We start from the raw sequence: 24,066 nt of genomic DNA on the forward strand, positions 1-24,066 counted from the left end.
CGGCTATGACGCGAAGTCATAAACATGATTTTTTTGCTCTTGGAAAAGCTGATAACAGAAGCGCGCCTGCGGTTTTTCGGATGCGGTTTTCGGTATTTCTGACATGACCTGGATGTAGCTCGGCAGCTCTGTTCTGCCCAGCACGGCCCGACAGTGATCGAGCAGTTTTTGCGGGCTGAACAAACACACATCCACCGGCACTACCGCAGCGATAACATCTTTCTCGCCGGGCACACCGTTGGTAGCGGGAATACCATAGACAAAAACATCGGCAACATCGGGATACTCGGCAATAGTTTTTTCAATCTTTGCAGTATCGATGAATTCGCCATTGCGGCGAATTTCATCACCTTTGCGACTGTCGAAGTAAAACCATCCGTCCTCATCACGGTGGCCAATGTCACCGGTAAAGAACACGCCGTTTTGTACTTTCTTTGCCGATGCTTCTGGGTTTTTGAAATAGCTTACGGCCAGTGTGGGTTGCCCTGGCGCCGCCTCGAACACAATTTCTCCGCGCTCATTCGGGGCACATTCGCGGCCGTCTTCATCGACGACTTTGGCAATCAAACTGGCAGGGGGCTTACCGATACTGCCGATGGGTCCACCCGGTGGATTAAAGGTCATACCCCCTTCGGCGGCGCCGTAAAACTCGAACAGCTCAACGTCAAAACGCTGTTTGAAATCTTCCCATATCGCGGCGGGCATACCCGCACTGAGAATATAGCGAACCGGGTTATCGGCATCGTCGGCTTTGCGCGGCTCACTGTATATTGCCGTGGTCATGCCGCCGAGCAGGTTGAACATGGTACAGCCGTAGTGGCGGCAAATATCCCATAAACGGGATTTACTAAACTTGCGGCTAATGACCCCGCGCAGACCCATTTTCAATACATTGCCCAGAGTGACCAGTTGCGCGTTAGCGTGGGTTAGCGACAGGCCGGTGTAGGGGCGGTCCTCACTTTGCAAACCGATCGCGGGCCCAATTGATGCCACATTGTCAAAGCGTGTATATGGCGCGCGTATCGCTTTTGGGTCGCCGGTGGTGCCTGAGGTATACAGCATTTGCATCACCTCGTCGGCGCTCTCTACCCGACAGGCGCGCTCTTCATAGGGACCGGAAATCACGTCGCTGTATCGTGCAACGCGCTCGTCAGCCGATTGCAGGCTAACCTTCTCGCCGGTGTCCATCACCCAGATCCAGCGGATCTGCGGCATGTCCTTACACACCTGGTAGACGCTGTTAAAACAGTAGTCTGCACAGACCACGCCCGAGCACTCGGCCCAGCTCAGCATATAGCGCAAACGGTCGCCGCCGGTGCGCGGGTCGATAGGCACGTAAACTGTACCCGCCAGGGAGCTGCCGACCATGCAGTCAATAAATTCCGGGTGGTTTTGCATCACTAACGCGAAGCTACTACCGCGCTCCATGTTCTGCTCCAGCAAAGCCTGGTTGACTCGCTGCCCTTGCTCCCACAAATCGCGGTAGCTTCGCTTTTCATCTTCAAAGCCACCACAGGGTTTGATGTTTACAAATGTCAGCACGTCCAGATCGGGCTGTTGCTGCATTTTCGCCTCAATTAAATTGGCGAATATTCGTTGATCTTTCATGGTGTCCCCCAACAGTCTTATTCTTTGGACAATATGCTTAACACCAGCGCAGCAGCGTCGCTGCCAATGAAGCCGCCGCCGTTTTCAGCCAGAGCATGCTTCGCGCCGTTAACTTGTCGGTCTCCCGCCTCGCCACGCAGTTGTGTTACCAACTCGACGATTTGGGCGGCACCGGTGGCGCCAATCGGGTGACCCTTGCGCATTAATCCACCCGAGGTATTCACCGGCACGCTACCGCCCAACGTGGATTCACCGCGAGCGACAAAGTCGCCGCCTTCACCTTCTGCACACAGGCCGAGGTATTCGTAGTATTTAATTTCAGAGATCGCCGAGGCATCGTGCAGCTCTACGCAGTCGATATCGTCGGCGCCGATGCCCGCTTGCTGATAAATGGCTTCTGCGGCCTGCGGCACCATTTCCGGCTCGTCGTCAACGCGGTCCCAACCACTGTGCAGAGAGGAGGCGCGTACGCGCACGCAGCGCGACATACCCAGCTCTCGCGCTTTCTTTTCACTCACCATGACCAGCGCCGCCGCGCCATCGCCAATGGGCGCGCACATTGGCAGGGTCAATGGGTCGACAATCGCACGCGCCGACAAGACGTCTTCGGCCGTAATACGGTGGCGAAATTGGGAGAGCGGGTTGATGCTGCCGTGAATGGAGTTCTTCGCCGACACCGCCGCCAGTTGTTCACGGGTGGTGCCATACTGGTGCATATGTTCACGCGCCCAGGTGGCGTAAATATCGATAAATAACGATCGACTGATACCAGCCTGGCTCATATCGAGGTCCATACCGATGGCGGCATTGCGCGCTTGCAGGCTTTCTCGAATACTGTCCATCTGGTCGATATCCACCGCGCCGGTAAATACCGAGAAGGTTTTTTCTTTGTCTTGGTGATAAAGCTTTTCGTAGCCGCACACCAACACCACATCGTAGACGCCGAGGCTGATCATGGTGGCCGCTTGCTGAAAGGCCGTTGCCGAGGTGGCACAGGCATTTTCAACATTGATGACGGGAATGCGGCCAATGCCCATGTTGCGTAGCACCACCTGGCCTGGCACACAGACTTGGCCGGTAATGACCGCCGCCGCGCCATTTCCCATGTAGGCGGCATTCAACTCAGAGGCTTCTATATCAGCATCGCGCAGCGCCTGCTGAATAGCGGCGCCAGCGAGCTGACTCAAACTTTGGTCAATAGCATTCCCAAAGGGCGTCATTCCGACGCCCGCAATATAGGCTTTTTGTTCCACGGGTTTCTCCGGCTTAGTTGCCCAGTTTTTCTTCGTCGATCAAGTAGCTGCCGCCCTTAATAGCCAGGACTTCGTTACAGCCGTCTTCAATCATTGATGCGCGGGCATCGCGGAGCATTTTTTCCATCGGGTACTCGCGAGTCAGGCCATTGCCTCCGAATATTTGCAGCGCATCGCTGCACACCTCAAAGGCCTGTTGTGTGCCGGTGGTTTTCGAGAACATGGCTGAACACAGCGAGGGAATCGCCGTTGCCGGGTCGTTGTTGTAGTCGAGGGCACGACGCGTCACTGCGCGCGAGGTCTCCACCTTGCGGAACATATGGAAGAGGCGGCTTTTCACCGATTGGTGATGAATAATTTGCGTGCCACCGGCAACGCGTTCGTGAGCGTAGTCCAGTGCCATGTCTGCGGCCGCCTGCGCCAAGCCGGTGAAGGTGGCCCCCATCAGTGCGTTGGCTTCAGCGTGAATGCAGTACACGGCGCGCTGGTAATCTTCAGGACCGGCCAGCAAATATTTGCGCGGCAGTCGAACATTGTCGAAGAAAATTTCACCTTGGTTCAGCGCGCGCTGCCCCATTTTATCCAGCGGTTTGCCGCGGGAGATGCCCGGCAGGTTCATTGGGAAAACCAACACGCAGCCATTGTGCGGGTCAACACCGTTACCGCTGTCGGCCGCGCAGTACAAAATACAAACGTCGGCGATCACGCCGTTGGAAACCCAAGCCGCTTTCTGGCCGTTCAAAATAATGTCGTCGCCCGTCAAATCTGCAACCAGGTTCGGGCGGCCGTACTTGCCACCCGGCTGAGCGGCAGCGCCGTTGGGGTCGAGCATGTCTGAACCGTGGTCGGGTTCGGTAATACCCCAGCAGCCAAGCATCGCGTCGGGGAATTCTTCCAGTAGGTCAGCGCGACCAAATTTGGCTGACAGCCACTGCGGCAAAATTCCGGCGCCCACAGAAATCGCCAGACCGGCGTCGCCATAGCCCAGTTCTTCAAACAGAATGCTAAACAGCAGGGCGGCCTCGCGCGGCGGCATTTCAGAAAGGGCTTCAATCGTTACGCCCAGCTCCAAGTACTTCTCGCGGAATTCCCAAAAACGCGAATCCTTGGCAATCACCTCTTCCGGGCTCAGCTTATCGAGTTCAATACCAATGGGGCGCACCACGTTAATCGCAAAGTCGCGCAGGGTTTGTTGGAATTCAGCAATATGTTCGGGCAAGCTCGCCTCGGCACCTGAGATGGTCAGCTTGCTTTTGGGGGTAGCCGGCCAGCGGTAAAGAGGGGCTTCTAAGTTGCGGTAGTCAACATCCACAGGGCCTGTGGCAAGAGCGGTATCGTTCATGACATTTCCTCTACTTCGTTATGTTTGTTATGAGTAAGCGATATCGATGGGAGGATAGTAGCCAGCGCCCCGGCAAAGTTAGATGTTTACAGCAGACAATCTGGTTGTTAATTTACGACAGCAATTTTCAGCGCGTGACGTGTTCATGGAGATTCGGTCTTCTTTATCGGTGCCGCCAGCCCGACACCTTGGCTACGGCCTAAACCCCTTAATTACCTTGCTTAAAGAGCATGGTGCGGACCCGTTGCTGGTGCTGGATAAAGCCAATATTCCACCCGAAGCGCTGGACAGCCCCACCTACCAACTTACCCCACAGCAAGAGTTGAGTTTTACCTCTGAAGTGATTCGCGCGCTGGATAAGCCCGAGCTGGGGCTGGTGGTGGGTAGCCGCTATCACCTGTCGGCATATGGCTTATTGGGACTGGCGGTAATGACCAGCGAGAACCTGCTTCAGGGCATGCAGGTGCTGTATAAAAATATTCTGATGACGTGGACCTATATGCAGTGGATTACCACCATTCGCGACGACCGCGCCTATATCAGTTTGGAGCCTCTGCGCGACCTCGGTGACAGCCACCAATACATGATTGATCGCGGCCTGGTCGCCTCGCATATTATTTTTAAGGAAGCCCTCGGCCAGCCCATTCCCGTACACGAGGTGCATTTACGCCAGCCGGAACCCAGCTACGCAGAAGAGTACCGGCGCTATTTCAACTGCCCGGTGTATTTCGAAGCTGCCGAAAATTGCTATGTCTTCGACAGCGCGCTGCTGTACCAAGAATTGCTGCAGGCCGAACCAGAAACTGCCCGCATTTACGACAGCCAGTGCGAAATGATATGCGAACAACTGGCCAAGAATTACACCTTCTCGGACGTGGTGCGCAATCAAATCCTGTCATCACCGCGGGAAATTTTTACACTGGAAACCATCGCCGATCGCTTAGGCATGACCGCTCGCACGGTGCAGCGCAAGCTCAGCCAGGAAGACAGCAGCTACAAAACCATTCTGGAGGACGTGCGCAAAAATCTGGCGGTGGAGTACCTGCAAACCACCTCATTTACGCTGGAAGAAATTGCCGTGCGCCTCGGTTATGCCGACTCATCCAGCTTTTGTCACGCCTATAAACGCTGGACCGGCGTTAACCCCGGCGAGCGCCGTCAGGCGGCGGGGGCGCCGCGAAACTGAGAGGGCGGACAGCCCGACCAGCGCCGAAAGGCATGGCAAAAGTGAGCGGCATCGCTGTAGCCCAGCAGCGATGCCACCTGCTCGATCGACATTGCCGTGCCCTGTAAATACTCCCGCGCTAACTCATAGCGCAGGTCATCAACAATTTTTTGATAGCCGCTACCACTGGCCCGCAAGCGGCGCCGCAGTGTGCGCCCCGAGATATTTAACTTTTCCGCCACTGCCTCAATACCGGGAAAGTAACCCGGCCTGAGCAGAAGCATTTCCCTCACTTCATCAACAATATTGTGCTCTTCTGACAGGCGCGCCTTGATGCGCTCGCAGCGATCTATGCACAGCGCCGCGGTATCGCTGTCGCACTGCAACAACGGTGTTTCCAATACATCGAGGGAGAAGCGCATGGCGTTCTCTGTTGCGCCAAACGTGGGAGCCACGCCAAATACATCCCGGTAACGGCTCAACTCCACCTGCCGGGCGTGGCGAAAACACACCTCAGCGGGGTGGAAGTCATCGCCCAGCAAGCCGCGCAAAATCATGAAAGTAGCGGTCATTTCCCGCTCGCTGAGCATGGGTAGATCTTCGACGTGGTAATCATCGGCGGCCATTGCCATCACCACAAAGCCGTCTTCAACGCGCATGTTGTGCTCGTAAAAGGCAAAACTCAGCTCCACAAAGTGGTAGGCCAACTTCAGCGCCTCGCGCATTGTCGAGGCACTCATCAACGCGTAGCCATACAAACCGAATACGCTCAGTGGGTAGCAGTTGCCCACATACAAACCAATACCGGGGTCACCGCTCACCCGGCGCAGGTTGCGCAGGAAGGTCAGCTCCTGACTGAGGTTAACGTGCTGTTCCGGGCGCTCCAGGATCGACAGCGACAAACCCGTGGCTGTGAGCGACTGCGCGACAGAAATGCCCTCGCTGCGCAGCTTCATCAACGGCGCAAGAATGGTTTTGGCAGAGTGGTATTTGGGCTTCATGGGTCACCGATTTTTTGCTCACGCTAGCATCGCTGTCCTCATTTCGCAAATAGCTGTCCTCATTTCGCATTCAGACGAGAGCATCACTTAATTAACGTAATTAGCGACGCAAATCGCCGCCCAGGCGGCGTGGCCAAGTACTCACTGAAAAACAAAAATTACAGGAGCAAGACCATGTCAGAAGCACCCAAAATTCTCATCTATGGCGCAAGCGGTTACACCGGCAAACTCGTGGCCGAGTGCCTGGCGCAGCGCAACCTGCCCTTCTACTTTGTTGGTCGCAACCAGCAAAAACTCGAAGACGCCCTCGCCATCGTGGAAGAGCGACTGGGCCACAAAGCCCCCGCCACCATCGTTCGCGCCAGCAACGACAAAGCCGAATTGGCGCCACTGTTTGCAAAAGTGGAAGTGGTTATCAACGTTGCCGGCCCCTTCATGCAGCTGGCATGGCCGGTGGTTGAAGCCTGCCTGGAAAACAACTGCCACTACCTGGACACCACTGGCGAGCAAGACTTCGTGATCGCCGTTCGCGACAAATACGGCAAGGCTTTCGCCGACAAAAACCTGTTGCTCAACCCTGCCAACTCCTACATGTGGGCAGCGGGTGCCCTGGCCGCTGAAGTTGTACTGGAAACCGAAGGCGTCGACACTCTCGACATCACCTACCAGATCAATAACGCGCTGCCTTCGCAGGCCTCAACGAAATCCTTCCTGCGCATGGTAAACAACCCGCAGTACATGATTAAAGAGGGCGAAATGGTTGAGTGGCAGGGCGACCGTCACTTCACTGTTTGCGTTCCCCACCTGTCGCAGCCGGTGCTGGCCCTGCCCTGGAGCGGTGGCTGTGAGCCCGCTTGGTACGAGCACGACGACCGCGTGCGCAACTGTCGCGTACTGACCGCTTTCGGTGATGAAATCATCGAAAACGTCGTTGCGGTTATCCATCGCTTCAACGAAGAATCCAAGGGTATGAGTCAGGAAGAGAAAGAAGAGCTCACCAACCGCTACGGCGATGAAATGACCCCCGCCGAGCCACCCAAAGACGATCGCGACCTGCACCGCACCGTGATCACCTGTATTGGTCAGGGCCGCCAAGTGACGACGGTGTTCCCGCTGTCGCTGAACGCTCCGTATACCTTTACGGGTGAAATCTGCGCCGAGGCCGCCCAACGCCTGCTCAACGGCCAACTCAAAGCCGCCGGTTTCCAAAGCGCCACAGGGGCATTCGGACACCGCGAGCTGCTGCAAACCTTCCACGAACTGGGTTACACCAACCTGCCAGCGTAAAACTACCAAGCCCCGCTTTCGCGGGGCTTTTTGTTTGGCTGACGACGGCTTAAGAATGTACGAATTAAGGCGAGTAAACGCCGCGAATCGCGTTCAGGGCAACAGGCAAAATAAAACTGTTGATCTGCCGCCTACAGCCGCCACGTGTAACTCAAACTTAAACCGAAAGCTTTCGCATCACTCGGTTTGATGGCGTCGCTTTTTAGGTCTAATTTCAAGCCCTGATAATTTACACCCAGCATCAGCGCCTGCTGTTCTATATCGACCCCCAGCTGCCACTGCGTCCCGCTACTCACCCAAGACGCATGAAGCTGTGGGAAAAGGTATTTGTCGACACTGCGCAGTCCAGCAGTGAGTTGCACACTGCCGCGCCATTGGTGGCTAAGCATGGCGGCAATCCGGCGGGGCAAGGTCTGACTGTGGTCGCGATAGGACTCAATCCCCGACACCGTCGGCTTTACGTCGATAAAGCCGTGATCGTCGTAGCTTACGGTATCGCTAATGGCCGAGGCCCGCGTGTAGGTAACATCTCGCCAACGGATCTCTGACACCAGGTCGCGGGCACGCACATCCAGCGTCCATCGCTCGGCAAATGGCCAGCTCAGGTCAAGGTCGAGGCTGAGGCCATTGCCTCGGACATTTTCCTCTTCGCGCTTAAGCAAGGCATCTCGGGAATAGTTGTAGTCGAGGACAAGATCGGCCTCGACTTTGTCTTCGAGCGTGCGCAGCTGACCACTCAGCGTGCCATCGGTCAGCTCTTCCGCACGGAGGTAATTGGCGCGTAGTTTCAGTTTGGCCTTACCCGGTAGCGAAAAATAATAGCCAAGCCCTAAGCCCTTAGCGCGCAAGTGGTTGGGCTCGATATACAGGTGATAGTTGCGCTGCTTATCCAGTTCTTTGTCGTTTTTATCAGCATAGGCGACTTCTGCGGTGTCATTGCTGAATTCCAGGAAGTAGTCGTAGCGATAAAAGGCGCTCACTTCCCAGTTGCCGTCGCGTTCGCCGACTTCAAATTTATTGTGAGTGAAGGCGAGATCGCCTCGACTGAAGCGCGGACCGTTTAGATCATCTAATAGCTGCTTTATCGGCGCGATTTCGCTATAGGCATCGGATTCTGCTTGGAAATAAAAAGCATTTTCGGCATGGCTGAGTGGCATGCTAAGTAGCCCTGCCAGCAATACGATTACTGAGTATGTACGTGTATGGGTTTGCGCTTTCACGGTAAACGCTCTGTGTAAGAAATAGAAAAGGGAGGCTAGGCCTCCCTGTTTACGTTTATTTAACGCGCTTACTTAGAACGATTCAAACTCGCCATCAGTATAGGTGATAACCGGCGCGCCGGCGTCTTCATCTATGTCGGCATATTTTACGCCGTCCTGCTCGATGGTACCGCTCAGTTCGCCGTCGGCATCTTCCGTCAGGGTCATAACCACATCGTTGTGGTTGCTAACGGTAACGCTGCCACCCTCAGGTGCATCCTCGGAGAGGTCTGCGGTGTGAGCAATTGTCAGCGTATTGCCACTGTAGGCAAGCTCAACATCCAGATCAGCTTCTTCAAGGCCGGTGCGGGTTCCCGTCGCCGTGAGCTTCACAAAGTCGGCTACGCCGTCCAGCGCGATATCAAAGCTGACTGCAATGGCGGCACTGGCGTATTGCTCAGCGCTTTCCTGCAAGCTGCAATCGTAGCTGGCATCCCACTGGTAGGGCTCATCCATCGAATAGGAGTAGCTATACTCGTCTGTGCAAACCTCGTGGATACCGTCAGCTTGCAGAGCCAGGCTGGCGTTGAAGGCATCACCGTCGTTGTTGGCAATGGAACCCGACAGGGTGAGTTCAAAGCCATCAACCATTACCGTGCTTTGGCTATTTTCGTAGCCGCTGTCTTCATAGCCGTTGTCGCCTCCCCAGCTTGCCTGATCCCCCCACTCCTCAGAATACGCAGAGTCGAAACGCTCAACGCCAAGCTCCAAGCCGCCGCTGAACGTCACCGTCTGCTCACCTTCCAGCGCTGTTTCCAAGCTGCCATTGATAATGGCGCGCAAATTGGTAACAGTGAATTCGTCGGTATATTGGCCGTCATACTGGTAGCCGTTTGCTGACTGAGTGTCGGTTTCGCTGCCGCTCCACTCCCCGACCAGACTGCCTTCAAAAAGCGAGCCTTCGGCGATAGTAAAGGTCACGGTATCCGTGCTGGCAGAGCCGCTAAGCTGCATATCCGCCGTAATTTCCGACGTGCCAGATTCGGTGGTTTCCGTGGTGCCATTCTGCGGGCCTTCAATGGCCACCGCACGCGCGGTTTTCACCTCACCGGCCTGCTCTTGCTCAGCAGGGGCGAACTCGGAGGTCTCGGTGCTTTGCTCATCGATCTCCGAATCATCCAGCGCCGTCAAGACAACCGCCGCACCGTTAATGGTTTGATCGACGCTGTAGCGAATGCCGCCTTCCACTTGCTCAATGGCGACGGTGACACCCTCTTGCTCGAAACTTTCGGGCAGCGGTTCTTCATCCGCCTTGGCATCTTGCACCGCCTCAAAGGCATAGGAAATGGCGTTCAATCCCATCGCCGCCGCTTCAACAACCGCAGAGGCGTCAGTGGACAGCACGTCGCTGGCCATGTCCACTTGTGTTTGAAAACCGGCCAACGCTTCACCCTCTTCACCCTCTGGTTCTAGGAAGGCGGCAGTGCCAACATTGCGCAGCTGCTTAACGAAGGCCTTACTCGCCTGCAAGCCCTGCGAGCCGACATCATCAGGCACTTCACCCTGGCTGGGTGTCGTTGAACCGTTGGTTTCAGCATTGCCCTCTTCGACATCAATTTCAGTGGCGAGCGCGTCAATATCTTCATTGTCCGCGCCTTCAACAGCGGCCACTTTATCCATCAGTTCCTGGGCAGCTTCCAACAGCTCCTCCACAGAAATAGAAGGGTCTCCATCCTCTTTATCGGCCATACCGGCCGATTTGTATTGATCGGAAAAAGTGGTCAGCGCATCTTCAATCCGCCCATTCGCCTGCAATGCGGAAGCGATGGCCGCGGCTGCTTTCACGTTATATTCCAGCGCCTCTTTACCTGCGGCATTCAGTGACTCAGCATTGGTAATGTCGACAATAGGCTGGTTCAGCAAATCGCTGCTTGCCAGGCCTAGTTTATTGGCCACCTGGGCATTGGCGGCAATGGCTGCATCTTCTGCTCGTGCTCCAGCCGCGACTTTCTGCAGGCCAAGTGCTGCTGCAGCGCTGGTGAGAGGAGTGATACTGGCTGACACGTTACCCGAGGCAGAGGGCAGCATGGCCTGCATGCTAAAGTCTGCGGCCAATGGGTAATCCTCACCAAATTTAACTGTCGCCATGTCTCCATCGTGCTCGCAGGCGACTAGGTCACAGCGCATGGTGGTGCCATCTTCTGCCGTAATTTCTATCAGCAGAGCACCGCCCTGATAATTACTATTAAGGGTCAGAGAATAGCTGCCATCGTCCGCCGTCGTGTCCGGTTCAGCAACGCTGCTGCTTTTGTCTACCGAACCATCGTCGGCAATGGCGTAGGCGTTAACCACACCACCGATAACAATACCTTTAGACGCACCACCGCTGACAGTGCCCGGCGAGCTGCTGCCGCCTCCACTGCTGCTACCACCGCCACCACAGGCGGCTAGAGTGGCAGTGATGGCGGAAGCCAGAATCCAATTCTTATTCATTGCTATTCTCCAGTACAACAATTGGACGGTCGGTACAGACAGCCACAGCATCGCGACGCCAAATTAGCGATACTCTGTGTTGAGGCTGAAAACGCGGCTGCGTCATTGGACTCGTCCTTGATTTATATGAGGGCGTGTAACGTGGCTGATCTCTGGCTTCCCTTCCGTCGACAACCGCTTGCGCACTAAAATCACACAGGGGCAATATTTAGCAGCGCACTAAATATTTATAGCCGATGGCCTATCCATTGACAAGCAAGTCCTAAAAAACGTGGGGCAAGCCGGTTTTCAATCAAGCTCGAACACCCCATGCTGCACAGGTACCCGTCAGGCGTAGTAGCCGAGCGCCAACCAACAGGAGAGTCTATGTTCCAGCTAGGTAACGCGCATTTTCGCCACCCAGTGATTCAAGCACCGATGGCGGGCTCACAAGACAGTGAACTCGCGCTAGCTGTCGGCCATGCCGGCGGGCTGGGTTCGCTGCCCTGTGCCATGCTAAGCCTCGATAAGCTGGAGCAGGAACTCCAGGCATTGCGGGGTTTGGAGAGCTATAACCTCAACTTCTTTTGTCACGATGCAGCAGCAGCCGAGCTCACTCGCAATGCTGAGAAACTCCAGCACTGGCAACAGCTATTGCAACCTTTTTACGAAGCGTGGGGAATCGCCCCACCCGACCCAATGACACCCGCAAGCCGCCAACCCTACAGTGCAGCGCAGGCAGAGTTGCTGGCCGCGTATCGGCCACCGGTAGTGAGTTTCCACTTCGGATTGCCGAAAGCCGCTTTGCTGCGCCAAATAAAAAGCTGGGGCAGCGCCGTTATTTCAACTGCCTGCACCGTCGATGAGGCAGTGCATCTGCAGAGTGCAGGAGCAGACGCCATTATCTTGCAGGGGCTGGAGGCAGGAGAGCACCGCGGTCACTTCCTGCGCAGCGACCTGGCAGGACAGATGCCCACACTGAAGCTACTAGAAGCTTGCCGAGATAGAATTTCGCTGCCACTTATTGCGGCTGGCGGCCTTAGCACCGCCCCTGCGGTTCGCCTCGCCATTGCCTCGGGCGCCAATGCCGTGCAGGCTGGCACCGCCTATTTGTTGTGCCCAGAGGCCAAAACCGCTGCGGTTCACCGTCGTGCCATAACATCGGCTGTCGATGCGTCCTCGGCTGAGGCGACCCAGCTGACGAACTTATTCTCCGGAAGACCGGCGCGCGGGCTAAGCAACCGGCTCATGCAAACCCTGGGGGCACTTCGCGACGACCTGCCGGCGTTCCCACTTTGCAGCGGCCTACTTGCGCCGCTAAGCGCGGTGGCAGAAGCCCAAAACAGCGATGACTTTTCACCACTATGGGCCGGGACTTCTCTGCGAGACTGCCGCGCTGCGTCTGCTGCAGAGGTAACTCAGCAGCTGGTCTCGGAAACTTTCGAGGGATGAAGTTCCGCAAGCAAGGCTAGGACAACGAACACAAATCGTTGCACAATTGGACTGACGGCAAACCGCCTATCAGACTTGTCAGGGAGACAACTATGGAGCCACAAAGCGCCAACCCTCGCAGCCCCTTCGACTGCTATGTAAACGCATGGCGACATTACGCGGACTTTAGCGGTCGCTCACGGCGGCGCGAATACTGGTTTTTTGTGCTGTTCAATATATTGATCAGCATGGCGCTAAGCATAATCGACAGCGCTTTGGGCCTGGGCAATGCCGAAATTGGCGCTGGGCTGTTTAGCGGCCTGTATGGCTTGGCGGTGTTGTTGCCATCAATAGGCTACGCTGCGCGCCGCCTGCACGATATCGGCCGCAGCGCATGGTGGCTGCTGCTAATTGTGATTCCGCTACTGGGCCCCTTGGTTATTTTGGTGTTTACCGTGCTCGACAGCCAGCCCGGCGACAATGCCTTTGGCCCCAACCCCAAAGGCATTAACGACCCCACTAGCTAGGAAATCAGCGTGGCGACGTCCTCCAGCGGCGCGCGATCCATGATCACTTTATTGATTTGCTCACCGGGCTGCTCGTAGCCGAAAGACAGCCCACAAATGATGCCGTGCCCCTCAGGCAGGTTGGCGATCTCTTTGACCGGATCGGGGAAAAAGGCCAGCGCGCCCTGGGGAATGCTGGCCAGGCCGTAATCGACGAGCAGCAACATTAGCGTCTGCAGGTATATGCCAATATCGATGGCGTTCACCGAACCCATGCTGGTGGGCATAGAAATGAACGCGACGTGCGGGGCGCCAAAGAACTGCCAGTTCTTCAACATTAGGGCCTGACGCTTGTCTTTTTCGTGGCGCTCAATGCCCATGGTGCCGTAGTAGGTCATCGCGCAGTCGAATTGCCGCTCTTTATACACGCCCTCTAGATCGGCATCGCCGGGTTTAAACGCGGGCGACGGCGCCTTACCACTGAGAATCTCAGTGACAATGGCGTCTTCCAACTTGTTGCGCGCCTCGCCACTCACTACGGTGATATGCCAAGGCTGGGTATTGCAGTTAGATGGCGCATGGCGGGCAATATCCAAAATTTCACGCAACAGTTCTTCAGGCACCGGATCGGGCTTAAAGCCCCGAATGGAACGGCGGGCTTTTACGGCTTCAGCTACACGCATAATCTCTCACTGTCTTTGGCTCAAACGCCCTAGTCTAAACCAGTCGCGACAATGGGCAAGAGTTCACAGCCCGGTAAAATCACTATGACAGCTCAGCCCCTTGTTCCTACAATACGGTAAAAGCAATTAGCGCAGACCCGCAGCAGCACTACGGAGCATACCCATGGCCCTTCGCGGCTTTTTCAACCATTACTACTCCGATACCGCCGCCTCCCGGCTGCTCAGGGATGTACGCTATATTCATCTTCTGGCGGCAGCGGGCGCAGCCGCGTTAATGGTGCTACTGAGCCAAGACCTGCCCCACCACTTCATCACGAACTGGTTGAGCACCTTGCTATGCATACAAGGTGGGCTAACCCTGATTCCACTGCTATTTCGCCACTATGGCTGCACCAACACCGCAAAAAGTTGGCTCGTGCCCTATGGTGCGCTTAGCGCCCTCGGCCACCTTACCTGGGGCTGCCTGTTTTTGACTTTTGCCGACCACTTAACGCTGTGGCAGCAGATTTTAGTGATGCTGCTTTTGTTTGTGATTTTGTCCATGTCGATGCCAATGCTGGCGCGCTTTTACCCGCTGTTTTGCCTGGATGTCGTGATGATTGGTCTGCCGTTTTTGGCGCTGCTGGCCGAGCGTCAGGATTTTGCATGGCAACTATGGTTTGTGGCAGGACTGCTGCTAATGGGTACCCTCAGCCTGTTGTGTCGCGGCCACACTGAGGCTCAACAGCACTTGGATTCGGTTAAGCGCGACCCACTCACCGGCTTGCTTAACCGGGAAGCCTGCATTGCTGCTCTGGCAAGCACAGAGGGAGAGGCGCGCGGCGCGCTTATTTGCCGACTGCACAACTATCGCGCCATTTGCGATGCTTTTGGCAATCGCGCCGGCGATGCGGTGCTGCAACACTGTGCCAACAGTCTGCGCTATATCAGCGAGCAGCAAAAACTCACTGCCCGTATTGGCGAAAACGAATTCTTTCTACCACTCGCCGTTGCCGATTCGACACTCTGGCAGAAACGCGGCCGACACCTGCTTCGCCAGATCGGCGCACAAATGAGCTGGGGAGAGCACCTTATCGCTCTCGATATCGGCATCGGTCTGGCGGCAATAGCCAGCAACCGCGGATCCGGTACGCCCGAAGAAGCCCTGCGTCATGCACAACTGGCAGCTGCCGTGCGCAACCCACACAACCAGATCAACCAGTACCACCCCGAATTATGGGATCGGCTGCAGCGCGATGTCAGTCTGCGCTCAGCACTGCAAAGCCCCGCGTTATACGAGCAACTAACGCTGCACTTTCAGCCGAAGAAGCGACTGAACGACGGCGCAATCAACGGCGCCGAGGCGCTGTTGCGCTGGCAGCATCCCGAACTTGGGGCCGTACCGCCCGACGAGTTTATCGCCATTGCAGAACAGAGCGAGGTGATCAATGACCTTGGCGACTGGGTGATCCAACAAGCCGCCAGGCACCTGGCTGAAATTCCCGGGGGTGAGTCGTTTTGCATTGCGGTGAACGTATCGATGGCACAATTTACCAGCCCGCTCCTGCTGGCAAGCCTTCGCGATGCCGTCGCTGGACTGCCGAGCAATCGGCGCTTGGAGTTAGAAATTACCGAGAGCGTGATGATGCTGGAGCCTTCGCTGGTTAACGATACGCTGGCAACCCTCGCCAGCCTCGGTGTCAATGTCGCCCTTGACGACTTTGGCACGGGCTACTCGTCGCTGCAGTACCTGGCAACACTGCCCATACACACGCTGAAAATCGATCGTAGCTTTGTCTCTGACCTGACCCAGGATAAACACCGGGCGGTGATTAAGGTCATTATTGAAATGGCCCATGCACTGGGTATTAACGTTGTTGCCGAAGGCGTGGAGAGCGCCGAGCAACTGGCTGTTCTCGCAGAGTATCACTGCGACGAAGTCCAGGGTTACCACATTGCCCGACCGGCGCCATTCAGCTCGCTCGTTGCCGCACTGCGCTAATCCTGCGCTGGCCTAGGGGGCTTTGCAGCCGGTATCATGCGCCACCACACCCTTACGCTGCGACGTAGTTAAAGAGCTGTAATGACCGAACTCGCACCCCTGCAATATATTCTGATTGGGCTGATTTTTGTCTGGAGTGGCTTTGTTCGCTCCGGCCTTGGCTTCGGTGGCGCCGTGCTCTCGCTACCCTTCCTGTTACTGGTACACAACGCACCACTCGTTTACCTGCCGCTGATCTCCGTTCACTTACTGGTGTTTTCATCGTTAACCATCGCCCTGAACAATCGTCAGCGCCTCGGAGGCAGCAGCAACGCCCAGAGCACGGTGGACTGGCAGTATTTATGGAAGGCGCTGGCGGTGATGATCGGCCCCAAATTACTCGGTGTCTTCGGTTTGATTACCCTGCCCAGCGGCGTACTCAGCGGTATTATTTTTAGTATCGTGATGCTGTATTCACTGAGTTATATTTTTAATAAGCCATTTCGCAGCAACAACCGTCTGGTCGATGCCGTGTTTCTGATGGTTGGTGGCTATATCAGTGGCACCTCACTCATCGGCGCGCCGCTGATCATAGCGGTAGTCGCCCAACACGTCGCCAAGGAGCGCCTGCGCGACACACTGTTTGCGCTGTGGTTTATTCTGGTGACCATTAAAATGGCTGCCTTCGTCTGGGCCGGTGTCGACCTGCAGCTTATTCACCACCTCTGGTTGCTGCCCTGCGCTGCCGTCGGCCATGTTATCGGCTTGCGGGTGCACGACCGCCTGCTACAGGCCGAAACGCCGGTATTTTTCCGGGTAGTCGGTAGCGTGCTGTTGGCCATTAGTGTGGTCGGTTTATTTTCGGCATTTCGCTAGGGCCACGCGCTACCCTTCATTCAGGAGACGCTTCCGGCACTGGCTGCCCGCGCCGGTAGATACGGCTGGCCCCATACACCGCCACCCCGGCAAGAATACCAGGCAAGCCTTCATAAACCATGTTGTGAAGGTCGAAATAACGCCACAGTAGTGCCGTGGCGATGCCAACCACACTCATCGTAATACTGACGCCCTGGCCGGGGCGACCGCCAAAAATAAGCACCAGCAACAGCGGCACAAATGCACTGGCTAATCCGGACCACGCCATAACTACCATGGCAAAAACGCTTTGCGCACTGAGTAGCGCCCAGGTCAGAGCCGTGGCGGTAATACCAAACGTCGACAGCTTTAGCAGCCAGGGTTTTTCAATATTCTGTGGCAACAAGTCGTGGGTCAGCGCCGCGGATGAACTCAGAATTAAGGAGTCGGCGGTGGATAGCGTCGCGGCAAACACCCCGGCGAGAATCAGGCCAACCAGCACCGGCGGTAAAAGCTGTTGCGCCATGGTAGGCAAAGCGAGTTCAGCATCGAAGCTGCCAGCCTCGGGCAGGTATAGCCTCGACAGCAAGCCAACAGACGTGGCCATTAAGTAAAACGCGGTGAACCACAGGTAATACCACTGGCGCGCGCGATTCATATCAGCGCCATCGCGCAGGGTCATAAACCGCACCATCACATGGGGCTGACCAACCACGGAAAGGCCGGCAAACAGCCAACCCAATGCGAATAACACCGCCCCCATTACGCCGGGAAAGGCGAGATCCTCGGGAAACCAGTTCATGTAATCGGGTACGTCGCGCAACTGAGAGAGGGTCGCCTGAGCTCCACCCAGGCCATCGACCGCCACCCACAACAGCAGTCCCATCGCGGAGATCATCACCATCGACTGCGCGGCATCGGTCCAGATTGATGCGCGAATCCCTCCTGCCAAGCAGTACATCAATACCAGTACAGCACCACTGACCGCCCCCGCCCATATCGGCCAGTCGAACAAGACATGCAGCGCCTTGCTGCCAGCAAGCAATTGCGCAGCGGCGTAGGCGACCAGCAGCAGCAAACAAATGGTTGCGGCTAACCTTTGGTAAGCGGGTTTTGCACTACCTGTCCACGACGACAACACGCCGATATAGCTAACCTCACCATTCCTGGCAGTCATCGCACGCAGTCTGCGATGCACAAAATGGGAAGCGATAAAGTCACCACTGATCCAACCCAGCATGACCCAAAACGCGGACAAACCAACAGTGTAGGTATAGCCAATAACACCGATGAACATATAGCCGCTGTTATTAGTAGCCACCGCTGAAAGGCCGACTAACCAGGGCTTAACACTGTTGCTGGCTAGGTAGTAGTCCTTGCTGTGATGGCTACTGTAGAAAAGTGACGACAGGCCGATAAGGACAAATAGACTTAAAAAAGCAATAAAACTCCAGGCAGTAAGCATAGGCTTCCTATTGTTACTGCCCGGTGCCGAGCAGCGTTAAATATTGTCGTTTGCTGTTGAGTCAAGTAACTCGTGGACCAAGGGGTGGTCACGCAGAGACTCCAGTGTAGGGTCTCGCTCCAACTCCTCACGATAGGCTTCAGCTTGAGAAACCGCCTTAGCAAAGTAACGTGCGGCGTCATCGAGATTGCCCATTGCTGAGTGAGCGCAGGCTAACTGATAAAATGCGTGGCCATTAGTTTCGTCGAGACTGAGGGCCTGATGACACAGATTAACCGCCCACTGTGGCTCGCCCTGATCCAGCGCGGCGTCAGCCTTGTAGGTGATGGCTTCGATGTCACTGGGGCGAATGGCCAGTATTTGGTCGTAGATGCCAATTTTACCCGCCGGACTGGCCTCCTGACTGGCACGCAACCACAGCGAATGGATCTCCTGCGTGCGGTTGATTTCTTCACGGTTGGATTCGATGTGCTCAGTTTCTTGCTTGAGTTGCTTCTCTATCGCACGCAATCGCTTTTCGTATTCTTCAACGATTTCGGCCACCTGCTCACTGGCAACACTATGCACTTTATCGCGAATATCACGCAGAGAATTCCAACCGATCAACACCAGCGCCGAACTGACACCCGCGATTAAATAGAAGAAATACGTAACCGTATTGGTAGCGTAGGACACCGCTTTGTCTGCAGCGCCAAGCTCGCGATCCACCACTTCCTGAGTGAGTTCGCGATGCTTGCGCTCCATATCCATTCTTAGCGACCGCACTTCATCGAGGATATAGCGCTCGATGAAGGGGGAGTAGAGTGGCTCTTGCAGTTGATCAATATGCTGATCGATCTGCTCGTCACTAACCTCTTGCTCTGAAGCAGCAAACGCCATTAAGGGTAGCAGCGCTGCCACTATCCAGCACAGGGTCAAGCCACGCATATTGCCTCTCCGTGATCATGGACTTCTACTAAACAACGGTGCAGATTGGCGACCGCTGCCTCGTAGTCATCTTCATTGATCACGAACTGCATGTCCACTTGACGCATAGACTGGTGCATAGCCAGTACACTGATATCCGCCGACGCCAATGCCGAGACCGTTTTTGCCAGCATACCTGGCACCTTCATATCACTGCCAATGGCCGACACAATGGCCACCTTGCGCGTGCTAACTTCGGCAGTCGTGAATTCATCATTTACTGCTTTAACAATGCGCTTCACCGTTTTCAGGTTAGTGCCCAAGTAGTGGGTAATGGTGTTGGCGTTAATATCTTTGGTGATCACCGTCGCTTTAAAGCGAGAGATCGCACTGAGTATTCTCTGCTCGTAGTCCCACAGTGAACCGACCATGTCTTGGTCGAACACTTCCAGTGCATAAACTTGCTTGCGACCGGCAATAATTTCTACACAGGGGCGCTCACTGGTGTATTCACCATCAATCAGCGTGCCGCCGTGCTCTGGTTCAAAGGTATTTTTCACCCGCAGCGGAATATTGTCCTGGCGCAGGCCCTTGGCGGCACGCGGATGAATCGCCTCCATGCCCAAATTGGCCAGCTGGTCGGCAACATCGTAATTAGTGCGGCCAATCGGCACGACTTTCTCTGCGCCAACCAGGCGTGGATCTGCACTGCTCAAGTGGTATTCCTTGTGAATGATCGCTTCTTCCGCCTTGCTCATTACCGCCAAACGACTAAACGTCATTTCGCTGTAACCGCGGTCAAAAGTCGCCATCAAGCCTTCACTGCAGTAGGCATAACCGGTAACAATGGGCAGCTCTTTCTGCACGTCGATCTTTTCCAGCTCACGCAGAATGTGGGCATCCAAGGGAATTGCCGATTCCATTCTCCAGCCGGAAAGATCAACAAAACGCGCGTTAATACCGTCGCGCTGCAGCAACTGGGCGGTGTTCCATGCACTGTGCACTTCGCCGATACTGGCCAGCATTTCACGCACCGTTAGCAGGTGATCTTCCAAACCAAAGTGTCCGTGCTGACACAGGCGGTGCAGGTTATCCATGCAGCGCTCAGCTTCGAACAAGCGGCCGTCAATAAACGCATTGGCCTCATTAAGTTGCTCGGCGTCGTCAAACAGCTCTTCGTTGATTTGATGCAAGGCCTTAGCAACATTGCGCAACGCTTCGCGCCACAGTGCCTCACTGCCTTCATCATCGGCGAACAGGCCGTAGACACCCGGATTACCGTTGCGCTTATTTTCCAGCAACATATCCGTCACGCCACCATAGGCAGACACAACAAAAATTCTGCCGTACAGGTGGTCACCTTCAGCACCCGCCAAAATAATATTGTCGCGAACCGCGGCATAATCGCTCATTGAGGTGCCGCCAATTTTTTCTACACTGTGTGACATCGTATTCTCCATTCGGTCATTAAAAAGGACGTTATTCGCGTGCTTTTTAATAATCAGTCAATGGGATAAACGCCATTTTCATCATGAACTTCCTTGCCACTTAGTGGCGGATTAAATACACAAGCCATTTTCATGTCCTCGCTACCACCGCGAAGTAAGTGCTTGTCGTGCTTGTCGAGGATATACAGCGTACCGGGCTCAATTTTGTATATCTTGCCGTCTTCAACGGTTTCGATCTCACCATTACCCGCCATGCAGTACACAGACTCCAGGTGATTCTGGTAGTGGATTGGTGTTTCCGTGCCAGCAAGAATCGTGGTGATATGGAAAGAAAAGCCCATATTGTCGTCTTTCAGCAGCATGCGCACACTTTGCCAATTGCCGCCGTCGACTTTGCGTTCTGAATTTTCACACTCTTCCAATGTTCTTACGATCATTACTCGATTTCCAATTTCTTTAGTTGTTGCAAAGACCCGCTCATAAGGCGGGTCCAAACCCGAGCCCGGGCGGGCTCGAATACAAGGCAGGATTAAGACGCTTTTTTAACGTCTTTCAACAAGACTTCCGAGACGGCATCGGCGACGATATCCATGCCGCGAATCAGTTCGTCTTTGTCGATGGTCAGCGGGCAGAAACATTTTACGATATGCCCACGGTTACCGCAGGTTTCAATCACTAAGCCGCGCTCAAAACAGGCACGGGCTACCGCGTCGGCGGTATCACCATCGGCAAGGGCGATGCCCTGCATCATGCCGCGACCTTTAACAGCCGCTCGCGTAACACCGTAGCGATCAGAAATTTTCTTGAAGCGGTCGCGTACAATCGCCGACTTTTCAATGATCTCGTTCGAGAAGCTCTCGTCTTTCCAGAAATGGCGAATGGCAGCCGCTGCGGTAACAAAAGCGTGGTTATTGCCACGGAAAGTACCGTTGTGCTCACCCGGTGCCCACACGTCCAGGTCGGGGCGCAGCAATACAATTGCGCAGGGCAGGCCGTAGCCACTCAGCGACTTCGACATCGTCACGATGTCGGGTTTGATACCGCTTGGCTCAAAGCTGAAGAAGGTACCCGTGCGGCCACAGCCGGCCTGGATATCATCAACAATCAACAGGATGTCGTGCTTGCGACACAGCTTTTCCAAGCCGCGCAACCAATCGCTATTGGCGACGTTCAAACCGCCTTCACCTTGCACACACTCCACCAGCACCGCTGCGGGAAGATCAATGCCCGAAGACGGGTCACTAAGTAGCTTATCCATCATCTTAATGGTGTCGACGTCGCGACCGTGGTATCCACAAAATGGCATACGCGAAATGTCGCCCAAGGCAACACCGGCACCACCGCGGTGATGACCGTTACCCGTTGCAGCAACACTGCCCAGGGTCACGCCGTGGAACCCGTTGGTAAACGAGATAATGGTATTGCGGCCCGTTACCTTACGCGCCAGCTTCATGGCGGCTTCAACCGCGTTGGTGCCGGTGGGGCCAGTGAACTGGAAGGTGTATTCCATATCGCGCGGCTTGAGAATGTTCTCGCTAAACGCGTTCAAAAAGTCGGCCTTGGCGTCGGTGTGCATATCCAAACCGTGGGTAATGCCGTCGCGCATGATGTATTCAACCAGTGCTTCTTTAAGCACCGGGTGGTTGTGACCATAATTCAGCGTGCCGGCACCGGCGAGGAAATCCAGGTATTGATTACCATCGACGTCGTACAGGTATTCACCCTGCGCCTTATTAAACGTTACCGGGAATGAACGTGCATAACACTGCACTTCAGATTCAAGCTGATCAAAAATACTCATAATAATGTCCTCTTAGCATCCTTTAATGTTGTCGACCGCTATTGTTCTAAAGGGGGTCGAGGGAAGGGTCCGATGCGAAGCAATGCCTCGCTGTCGTGTTTTCCGTGGAAATGGGCCTCGCGCTCGAACCAGATGTCGTGATTCAACTCGGTGTTCATATCCCGAGCGAAGCTGCGGAACAGTGCCCATGACGCCTCGTTGTCTGGCGTGATCGTCGTTTCTAAAAATCGCACATCGGCGCAAGCTGGCCGCTGCACAATTTCCTGCATCATTTTTTTTGCCAATCCCCGGCCACGTTGGCTCTTATCAACCACAACCTGCCACACGAATACTGTGTCGGGCTTGGCTGGGGGAATGTAGGCAGAGATAAAACCGACCAGCTGGCCATCTTCTTCTACGGCAACCGAGGTTTCTGAAAAGTGGGTACACTGCAGCAGATTGCAGTAGACCGAATTCGGATCGAGGGGGGGGCTATTCGCCACCAATTGATTGAGTGGATAGCCATCTTCCGCCGTAGGTTGGCGAAAAACCAGCTCAAAAGCGTCCGCTGACGTCGCTTCATTTGATTTCAACACAATTTATTTGTGTTCATTATAAACCGGCCACAAAAATGAGCAAAAAATAAACAATTTATGCTGTATTCGGCCTGTTTATGAACTCAACCTCCCAAATAATTACTTAGTACACGAAGCATTATAACCTTATGGCTGCACATTTTTCAAACAAAGGCTTAGAGAGCAATGCATCATGGCAATGCATTTTTGCCGCAAGCGCACTAAAATGGGCCGATTGCGAGGACATCCAACATGAAAGATGACGACAATATCGAAGAGGTTTTGATTGCTCTGCGGCGCGTTACCCGCGCCGTTGACCTGCACTCCAAACACCTGATGAAGACCTCCGGCTTGACGGCGCCACAGATGCTGATTCTGCAAACCCTGCGCGATCAGGGCGACGCCATCATTTCGGATATCGCCAAACAGGTGAGCCTAAGCCAGGCAACCGTCACCAGCATCATCGACCGACTGGAAAAGCGCCAGCTTGTGGTCCGCGAACGCTCGAGCCAGGACAAACGCAAGGTTTTTGCCTGCCTGACCGAGCAGGGCGCTGAAATTATTCGCAACGCGCCAACACCACTCCAGGAATACTTCAAGCGGCAGTTCCGCGACCTGCAGGACTGGGAACAAATGCAGATCATCAGCTCGCTACAGCGCGTCGCGCAGATGATGGATGCACAACATATCGACGCGGCACCGCTGCTGGATGTGGGTGCCATCGACCGCCAGAGTGAACACGAGCAACCGAGCTTTGGCTTCAATGAAAAATAGTCGCGCGGCCATTGTTCTCTTAGCCATGCTGCTGGCCGCTTGCGGCGAACCCGGCAACAAGGCGGTAATGCCATCATCCTCTGACTTAAAGACGCTCTATATCCAGAGTTGCTATAGCTGCCATAGTCGCGGCACCAAGGGAGCCCCTCGCAGCGGCAATGCCGAAGACTGGCGGCCGCGACTTGAAAAGGGCATGGATACCCTTCTGCAGCACACCACAGGTGGCTTTAAGGCAATGCCAGCAAAAGGGATGTGTGGCAGCTGCAGCCGCGAGGACTATCATGCGTTGATCACGTTTATGGCTACACCGCATCAAACCTCGCCTAAAGCGGCCGAAAACGACTAAGCTAGAACCT

Annotated in this window: 21 protein-coding genes; 8 read left to right on the forward strand and 13 right to left on the reverse strand. The window is 55.0% G+C overall.

Going from position 1 to position 24,066, the window contains the following annotated elements:
- Positions 1-3: 3 nt before the first annotated feature.
- The 3 genes from H573_RS0105280 to H573_RS17140 are packed head-to-tail and all read right to left on the reverse strand — an operon-like array spanning position 4 to position 4,203.
- On the reverse strand, positions 4-1,608 hold the full coding sequence (locus H573_RS0105280) for an AMP-binding protein (protein ID WP_027873348.1): 1,605 nt from the start codon (positions 1,606-1,608) through the stop codon (positions 4-6).
- Positions 1,609-1,625: 17 nt separating this feature from the next.
- The gene (locus H573_RS0105285) at positions 1,626-2,861 is read right to left on the reverse strand and encodes a thiolase family protein (protein WP_027873349.1); all 1,236 of its coding nucleotides are present in this window, start codon (positions 2,859-2,861) and stop codon (positions 1,626-1,628) included.
- A gap of 13 nt (positions 2,862-2,874) precedes the next feature.
- On the reverse strand, positions 2,875-4,203 hold the full coding sequence (locus H573_RS17140) for an acyl-CoA dehydrogenase family protein (RefSeq protein ID WP_084497933.1): 1,329 nt from the start codon (positions 4,201-4,203) through the stop codon (positions 2,875-2,877).
- Positions 4,204-4,285: 82 nt separating this feature from the next.
- Here H573_RS17140 and H573_RS0105295 point away from each other — a divergent pair, with 82 nt between their 5' ends.
- Positions 4,286-5,389 (forward strand): AraC family transcriptional regulator, encoded by a 1,104-nt coding sequence (locus tag H573_RS0105295; protein ID WP_027873350.1) that lies wholly within the window; start codon positions 4,286-4,288, stop codon positions 5,387-5,389.
- Here H573_RS0105295 and H573_RS0105300 read toward each other — a convergent pair.
- A complete protein-coding gene (locus H573_RS0105300; RefSeq protein WP_027873351.1) occupies positions 5,362-6,369 on the reverse strand; it encodes an AraC family transcriptional regulator in 1,008 nt (335 codons plus the stop codon). The genes H573_RS0105295 and H573_RS0105300 overlap by 28 nt on opposite strands.
- A gap of 174 nt (positions 6,370-6,543) precedes the next feature.
- On the opposite strand from H573_RS0105300, the gene H573_RS0105305 reads away from it, so the two are divergent.
- Positions 6,544-7,656: a saccharopine dehydrogenase family protein gene (locus H573_RS0105305; protein ID WP_027873352.1), complete on the forward strand. Its 1,113-nt coding sequence runs from the start codon at positions 6,544-6,546 to the stop codon at positions 7,654-7,656.
- A 131-nt stretch (positions 7,657-7,787) separates the two neighbouring features.
- Here H573_RS0105305 and H573_RS0105310 read toward each other — a convergent pair whose 3' ends face one another.
- Together H573_RS0105310 and H573_RS0105315 are read right to left on the reverse strand one after the other, a co-directional pair.
- Entirely contained in the window at positions 7,788-8,876 is a 1,089-nt protein-coding gene (locus H573_RS0105310; protein WP_154653839.1) for a hypothetical protein, read from the reverse strand.
- Positions 8,877-8,948: 72 nt separating this feature from the next.
- Positions 8,949-11,348, reverse strand: a complete 2,400-nt coding sequence (locus H573_RS0105315; RefSeq protein ID WP_027873354.1) for a hypothetical protein — start codon at positions 11,346-11,348, stop codon at positions 8,949-8,951.
- Positions 11,349-11,714: 366 nt separating this feature from the next.
- On the opposite strand from H573_RS0105315, the gene H573_RS0105320 reads away from it, so the two are divergent.
- Positions 11,715-12,779 carry an NAD(P)H-dependent flavin oxidoreductase gene (locus H573_RS0105320; RefSeq protein ID WP_027873355.1) on the forward strand — a complete coding sequence of 355 codons (1,065 nt, stop codon included), beginning with the start codon at positions 11,715-11,717 and terminating at the stop codon, positions 12,777-12,779.
- Positions 12,780-12,871: 92 nt separating this feature from the next.
- Complete coding sequence (locus tag H573_RS0105325; RefSeq protein ID WP_027873356.1) at positions 12,872-13,285, forward strand: DUF805 domain-containing protein; 414 nt, start codon at positions 12,872-12,874, stop codon at positions 13,283-13,285.
- Here H573_RS0105325 and H573_RS0105330 read toward each other — a convergent pair.
- Positions 13,282-13,947, reverse strand: a complete 666-nt coding sequence (locus H573_RS0105330; RefSeq protein WP_027873357.1) for a nitroreductase — start codon at positions 13,945-13,947, stop codon at positions 13,282-13,284. The two genes, H573_RS0105325 and H573_RS0105330, sit on opposite strands and share 4 nt — an antisense overlap.
- Positions 13,948-14,110: 163 nt before the next feature.
- On the opposite strand from H573_RS0105330, the gene H573_RS18875 reads away from it, so the two are divergent.
- The gene (locus H573_RS18875; RefSeq protein ID WP_027873358.1) at positions 14,111-15,928 is read left to right on the forward strand and encodes a putative bifunctional diguanylate cyclase/phosphodiesterase; all 1,818 of its coding nucleotides are present in this window, start codon (positions 14,111-14,113) and stop codon (positions 15,926-15,928) included.
- An 81-nt stretch (positions 15,929-16,009) separates the two neighbouring features.
- On the forward strand, positions 16,010-16,783 hold the full coding sequence (locus tag H573_RS0105340; RefSeq protein WP_027873359.1) for a sulfite exporter TauE/SafE family protein: 774 nt from the start codon (positions 16,010-16,012) through the stop codon (positions 16,781-16,783).
- A 16-nt stretch (positions 16,784-16,799) separates the two neighbouring features.
- On the opposite strand, the gene H573_RS0105345 is transcribed toward H573_RS0105340, so the two are convergent.
- The 6 genes from H573_RS0105345 to ectA all read right to left on the reverse strand — a co-directional run bounded on the left by H573_RS0105345 (position 16,800) and on the right by ectA (position 22,957).
- Positions 16,800-18,227: a sodium/proline symporter gene (locus tag H573_RS0105345; RefSeq protein WP_027873360.1), complete on the reverse strand. Its 1,428-nt coding sequence runs from the start codon at positions 18,225-18,227 to the stop codon at positions 16,800-16,802.
- 36 nt (positions 18,228-18,263) lie between these two features.
- On the reverse strand, positions 18,264-19,154 hold the full coding sequence (locus tag H573_RS0105350) for a TPR end-of-group domain-containing protein (protein WP_036255764.1): 891 nt from the start codon (positions 19,152-19,154) through the stop codon (positions 18,264-18,266).
- Complete coding sequence (locus tag H573_RS0105355; protein WP_027873362.1) at positions 19,142-20,581, reverse strand: aspartate kinase; 1,440 nt, start codon at positions 20,579-20,581, stop codon at positions 19,142-19,144. The genes H573_RS0105350 and H573_RS0105355 overlap by 13 nt, the downstream gene beginning before the upstream one ends.
- A 53-nt stretch (positions 20,582-20,634) precedes the next feature.
- Positions 20,635-21,018, reverse strand: coding sequence for an ectoine synthase (locus H573_RS0105360; protein ID WP_027873363.1), 384 nt, complete (start codon positions 21,016-21,018; stop codon positions 20,635-20,637).
- A gap of 92 nt (positions 21,019-21,110) precedes the next feature.
- Positions 21,111-22,382, reverse strand: a complete 1,272-nt coding sequence (ectB, locus tag H573_RS0105365; protein ID WP_027873364.1) for a diaminobutyrate--2-oxoglutarate transaminase — start codon at positions 22,380-22,382, stop codon at positions 21,111-21,113.
- Between the two features lie 38 nt (positions 22,383-22,420).
- Positions 22,421-22,957, reverse strand: coding sequence for a diaminobutyrate acetyltransferase (gene ectA / locus H573_RS0105370; RefSeq protein ID WP_027873365.1), 537 nt, complete (start codon positions 22,955-22,957; stop codon positions 22,421-22,423).
- Positions 22,958-23,188: 231 nt separating this feature from the next.
- Between ectA and H573_RS17150 the strand changes: the two genes are divergently transcribed.
- Complete coding sequence (locus tag H573_RS17150) at positions 23,189-23,710, forward strand: MarR family winged helix-turn-helix transcriptional regulator (protein ID WP_036255765.1); 522 nt, start codon at positions 23,189-23,191, stop codon at positions 23,708-23,710.
- Entirely contained in the window at positions 23,700-24,056 is a 357-nt protein-coding gene (locus tag H573_RS17155; RefSeq protein ID WP_205618897.1) for a c-type cytochrome, read from the forward strand. Before H573_RS17150 ends, H573_RS17155 begins: the two co-directional genes overlap by 11 nt.
- Positions 24,057-24,066 lie beyond the last annotated feature (10 nt).

It is taken from the genome of Neomelitea salexigens DSM 19753 (genome assembly GCF_000422345.1).
Taxonomy (GTDB): Bacteria; Pseudomonadota; Gammaproteobacteria; order Pseudomonadales; family Spongiibacteraceae; genus Spongiibacter; species Spongiibacter marinus_A.

Coding starts and splice junctions, on each gene's coding strand:
- H573_RS0105280 (WP_027873348.1), bottom strand. CDS start 1,608: ATGAAAGATCAACGAATATTCGCCAATTTAATTGAGGCGAAAATGCAG.
- H573_RS0105340 (WP_027873359.1), top strand. CDS start 16,010: ATGACCGAACTCGCACCCCTGCAATATATTCTGATTGGGCTGATTTTT.
- H573_RS0105295 (WP_027873350.1), top strand. CDS start 4,286: ATGTTTACAGCAGACAATCTGGTTGTTAATTTACGACAGCAATTTTCA.
- H573_RS18875 (WP_027873358.1), top strand. CDS start 14,111: ATGGCCCTTCGCGGCTTTTTCAACCATTACTACTCCGATACCGCCGCC.
- H573_RS0105325 (WP_027873356.1), top strand. CDS start 12,872: ATGGAGCCACAAAGCGCCAACCCTCGCAGCCCCTTCGACTGCTATGTA.
- H573_RS0105345 (WP_027873360.1), bottom strand. CDS start 18,227: ATGCTTACTGCCTGGAGTTTTATTGCTTTTTTAAGTCTATTTGTCCTT.
- H573_RS0105350 (WP_036255764.1), bottom strand. CDS start 19,154: ATGCGTGGCTTGACCCTGTGCTGGATAGTGGCAGCGCTGCTACCCTTA.
- H573_RS0105360 (WP_027873363.1), bottom strand. CDS start 21,018: ATGATCGTAAGAACATTGGAAGAGTGTGAAAATTCAGAACGCAAAGTC.
- H573_RS0105315 (WP_027873354.1), bottom strand. CDS start 11,348: ATGAATAAGAATTGGATTCTGGCTTCCGCCATCACTGCCACTCTAGCC.
- ectB (WP_027873364.1), bottom strand. CDS start 22,382: ATGAGTATTTTTGATCAGCTTGAATCTGAAGTGCAGTGTTATGCACGT.
- H573_RS17150 (WP_036255765.1), top strand. CDS start 23,189: ATGAAAGATGACGACAATATCGAAGAGGTTTTGATTGCTCTGCGGCGC.
- H573_RS0105320 (WP_027873355.1), top strand. CDS start 11,715: ATGTTCCAGCTAGGTAACGCGCATTTTCGCCACCCAGTGATTCAAGCA.
- H573_RS0105330 (WP_027873357.1), bottom strand. CDS start 13,947: ATGCGTGTAGCTGAAGCCGTAAAAGCCCGCCGTTCCATTCGGGGCTTT.
- H573_RS0105355 (WP_027873362.1), bottom strand. CDS start 20,581: ATGTCACACAGTGTAGAAAAAATTGGCGGCACCTCAATGAGCGATTAT.
- H573_RS17155 (WP_205618897.1), top strand. CDS start 23,700: ATGAAAAATAGTCGCGCGGCCATTGTTCTCTTAGCCATGCTGCTGGCC.
- H573_RS0105305 (WP_027873352.1), top strand. CDS start 6,544: ATGTCAGAAGCACCCAAAATTCTCATCTATGGCGCAAGCGGTTACACC.
- H573_RS17140 (WP_084497933.1), bottom strand. CDS start 4,203: ATGAACGATACCGCTCTTGCCACAGGCCCTGTGGATGTTGACTACCGC.
- H573_RS0105300 (WP_027873351.1), bottom strand. CDS start 6,369: ATGAAGCCCAAATACCACTCTGCCAAAACCATTCTTGCGCCGTTGATG.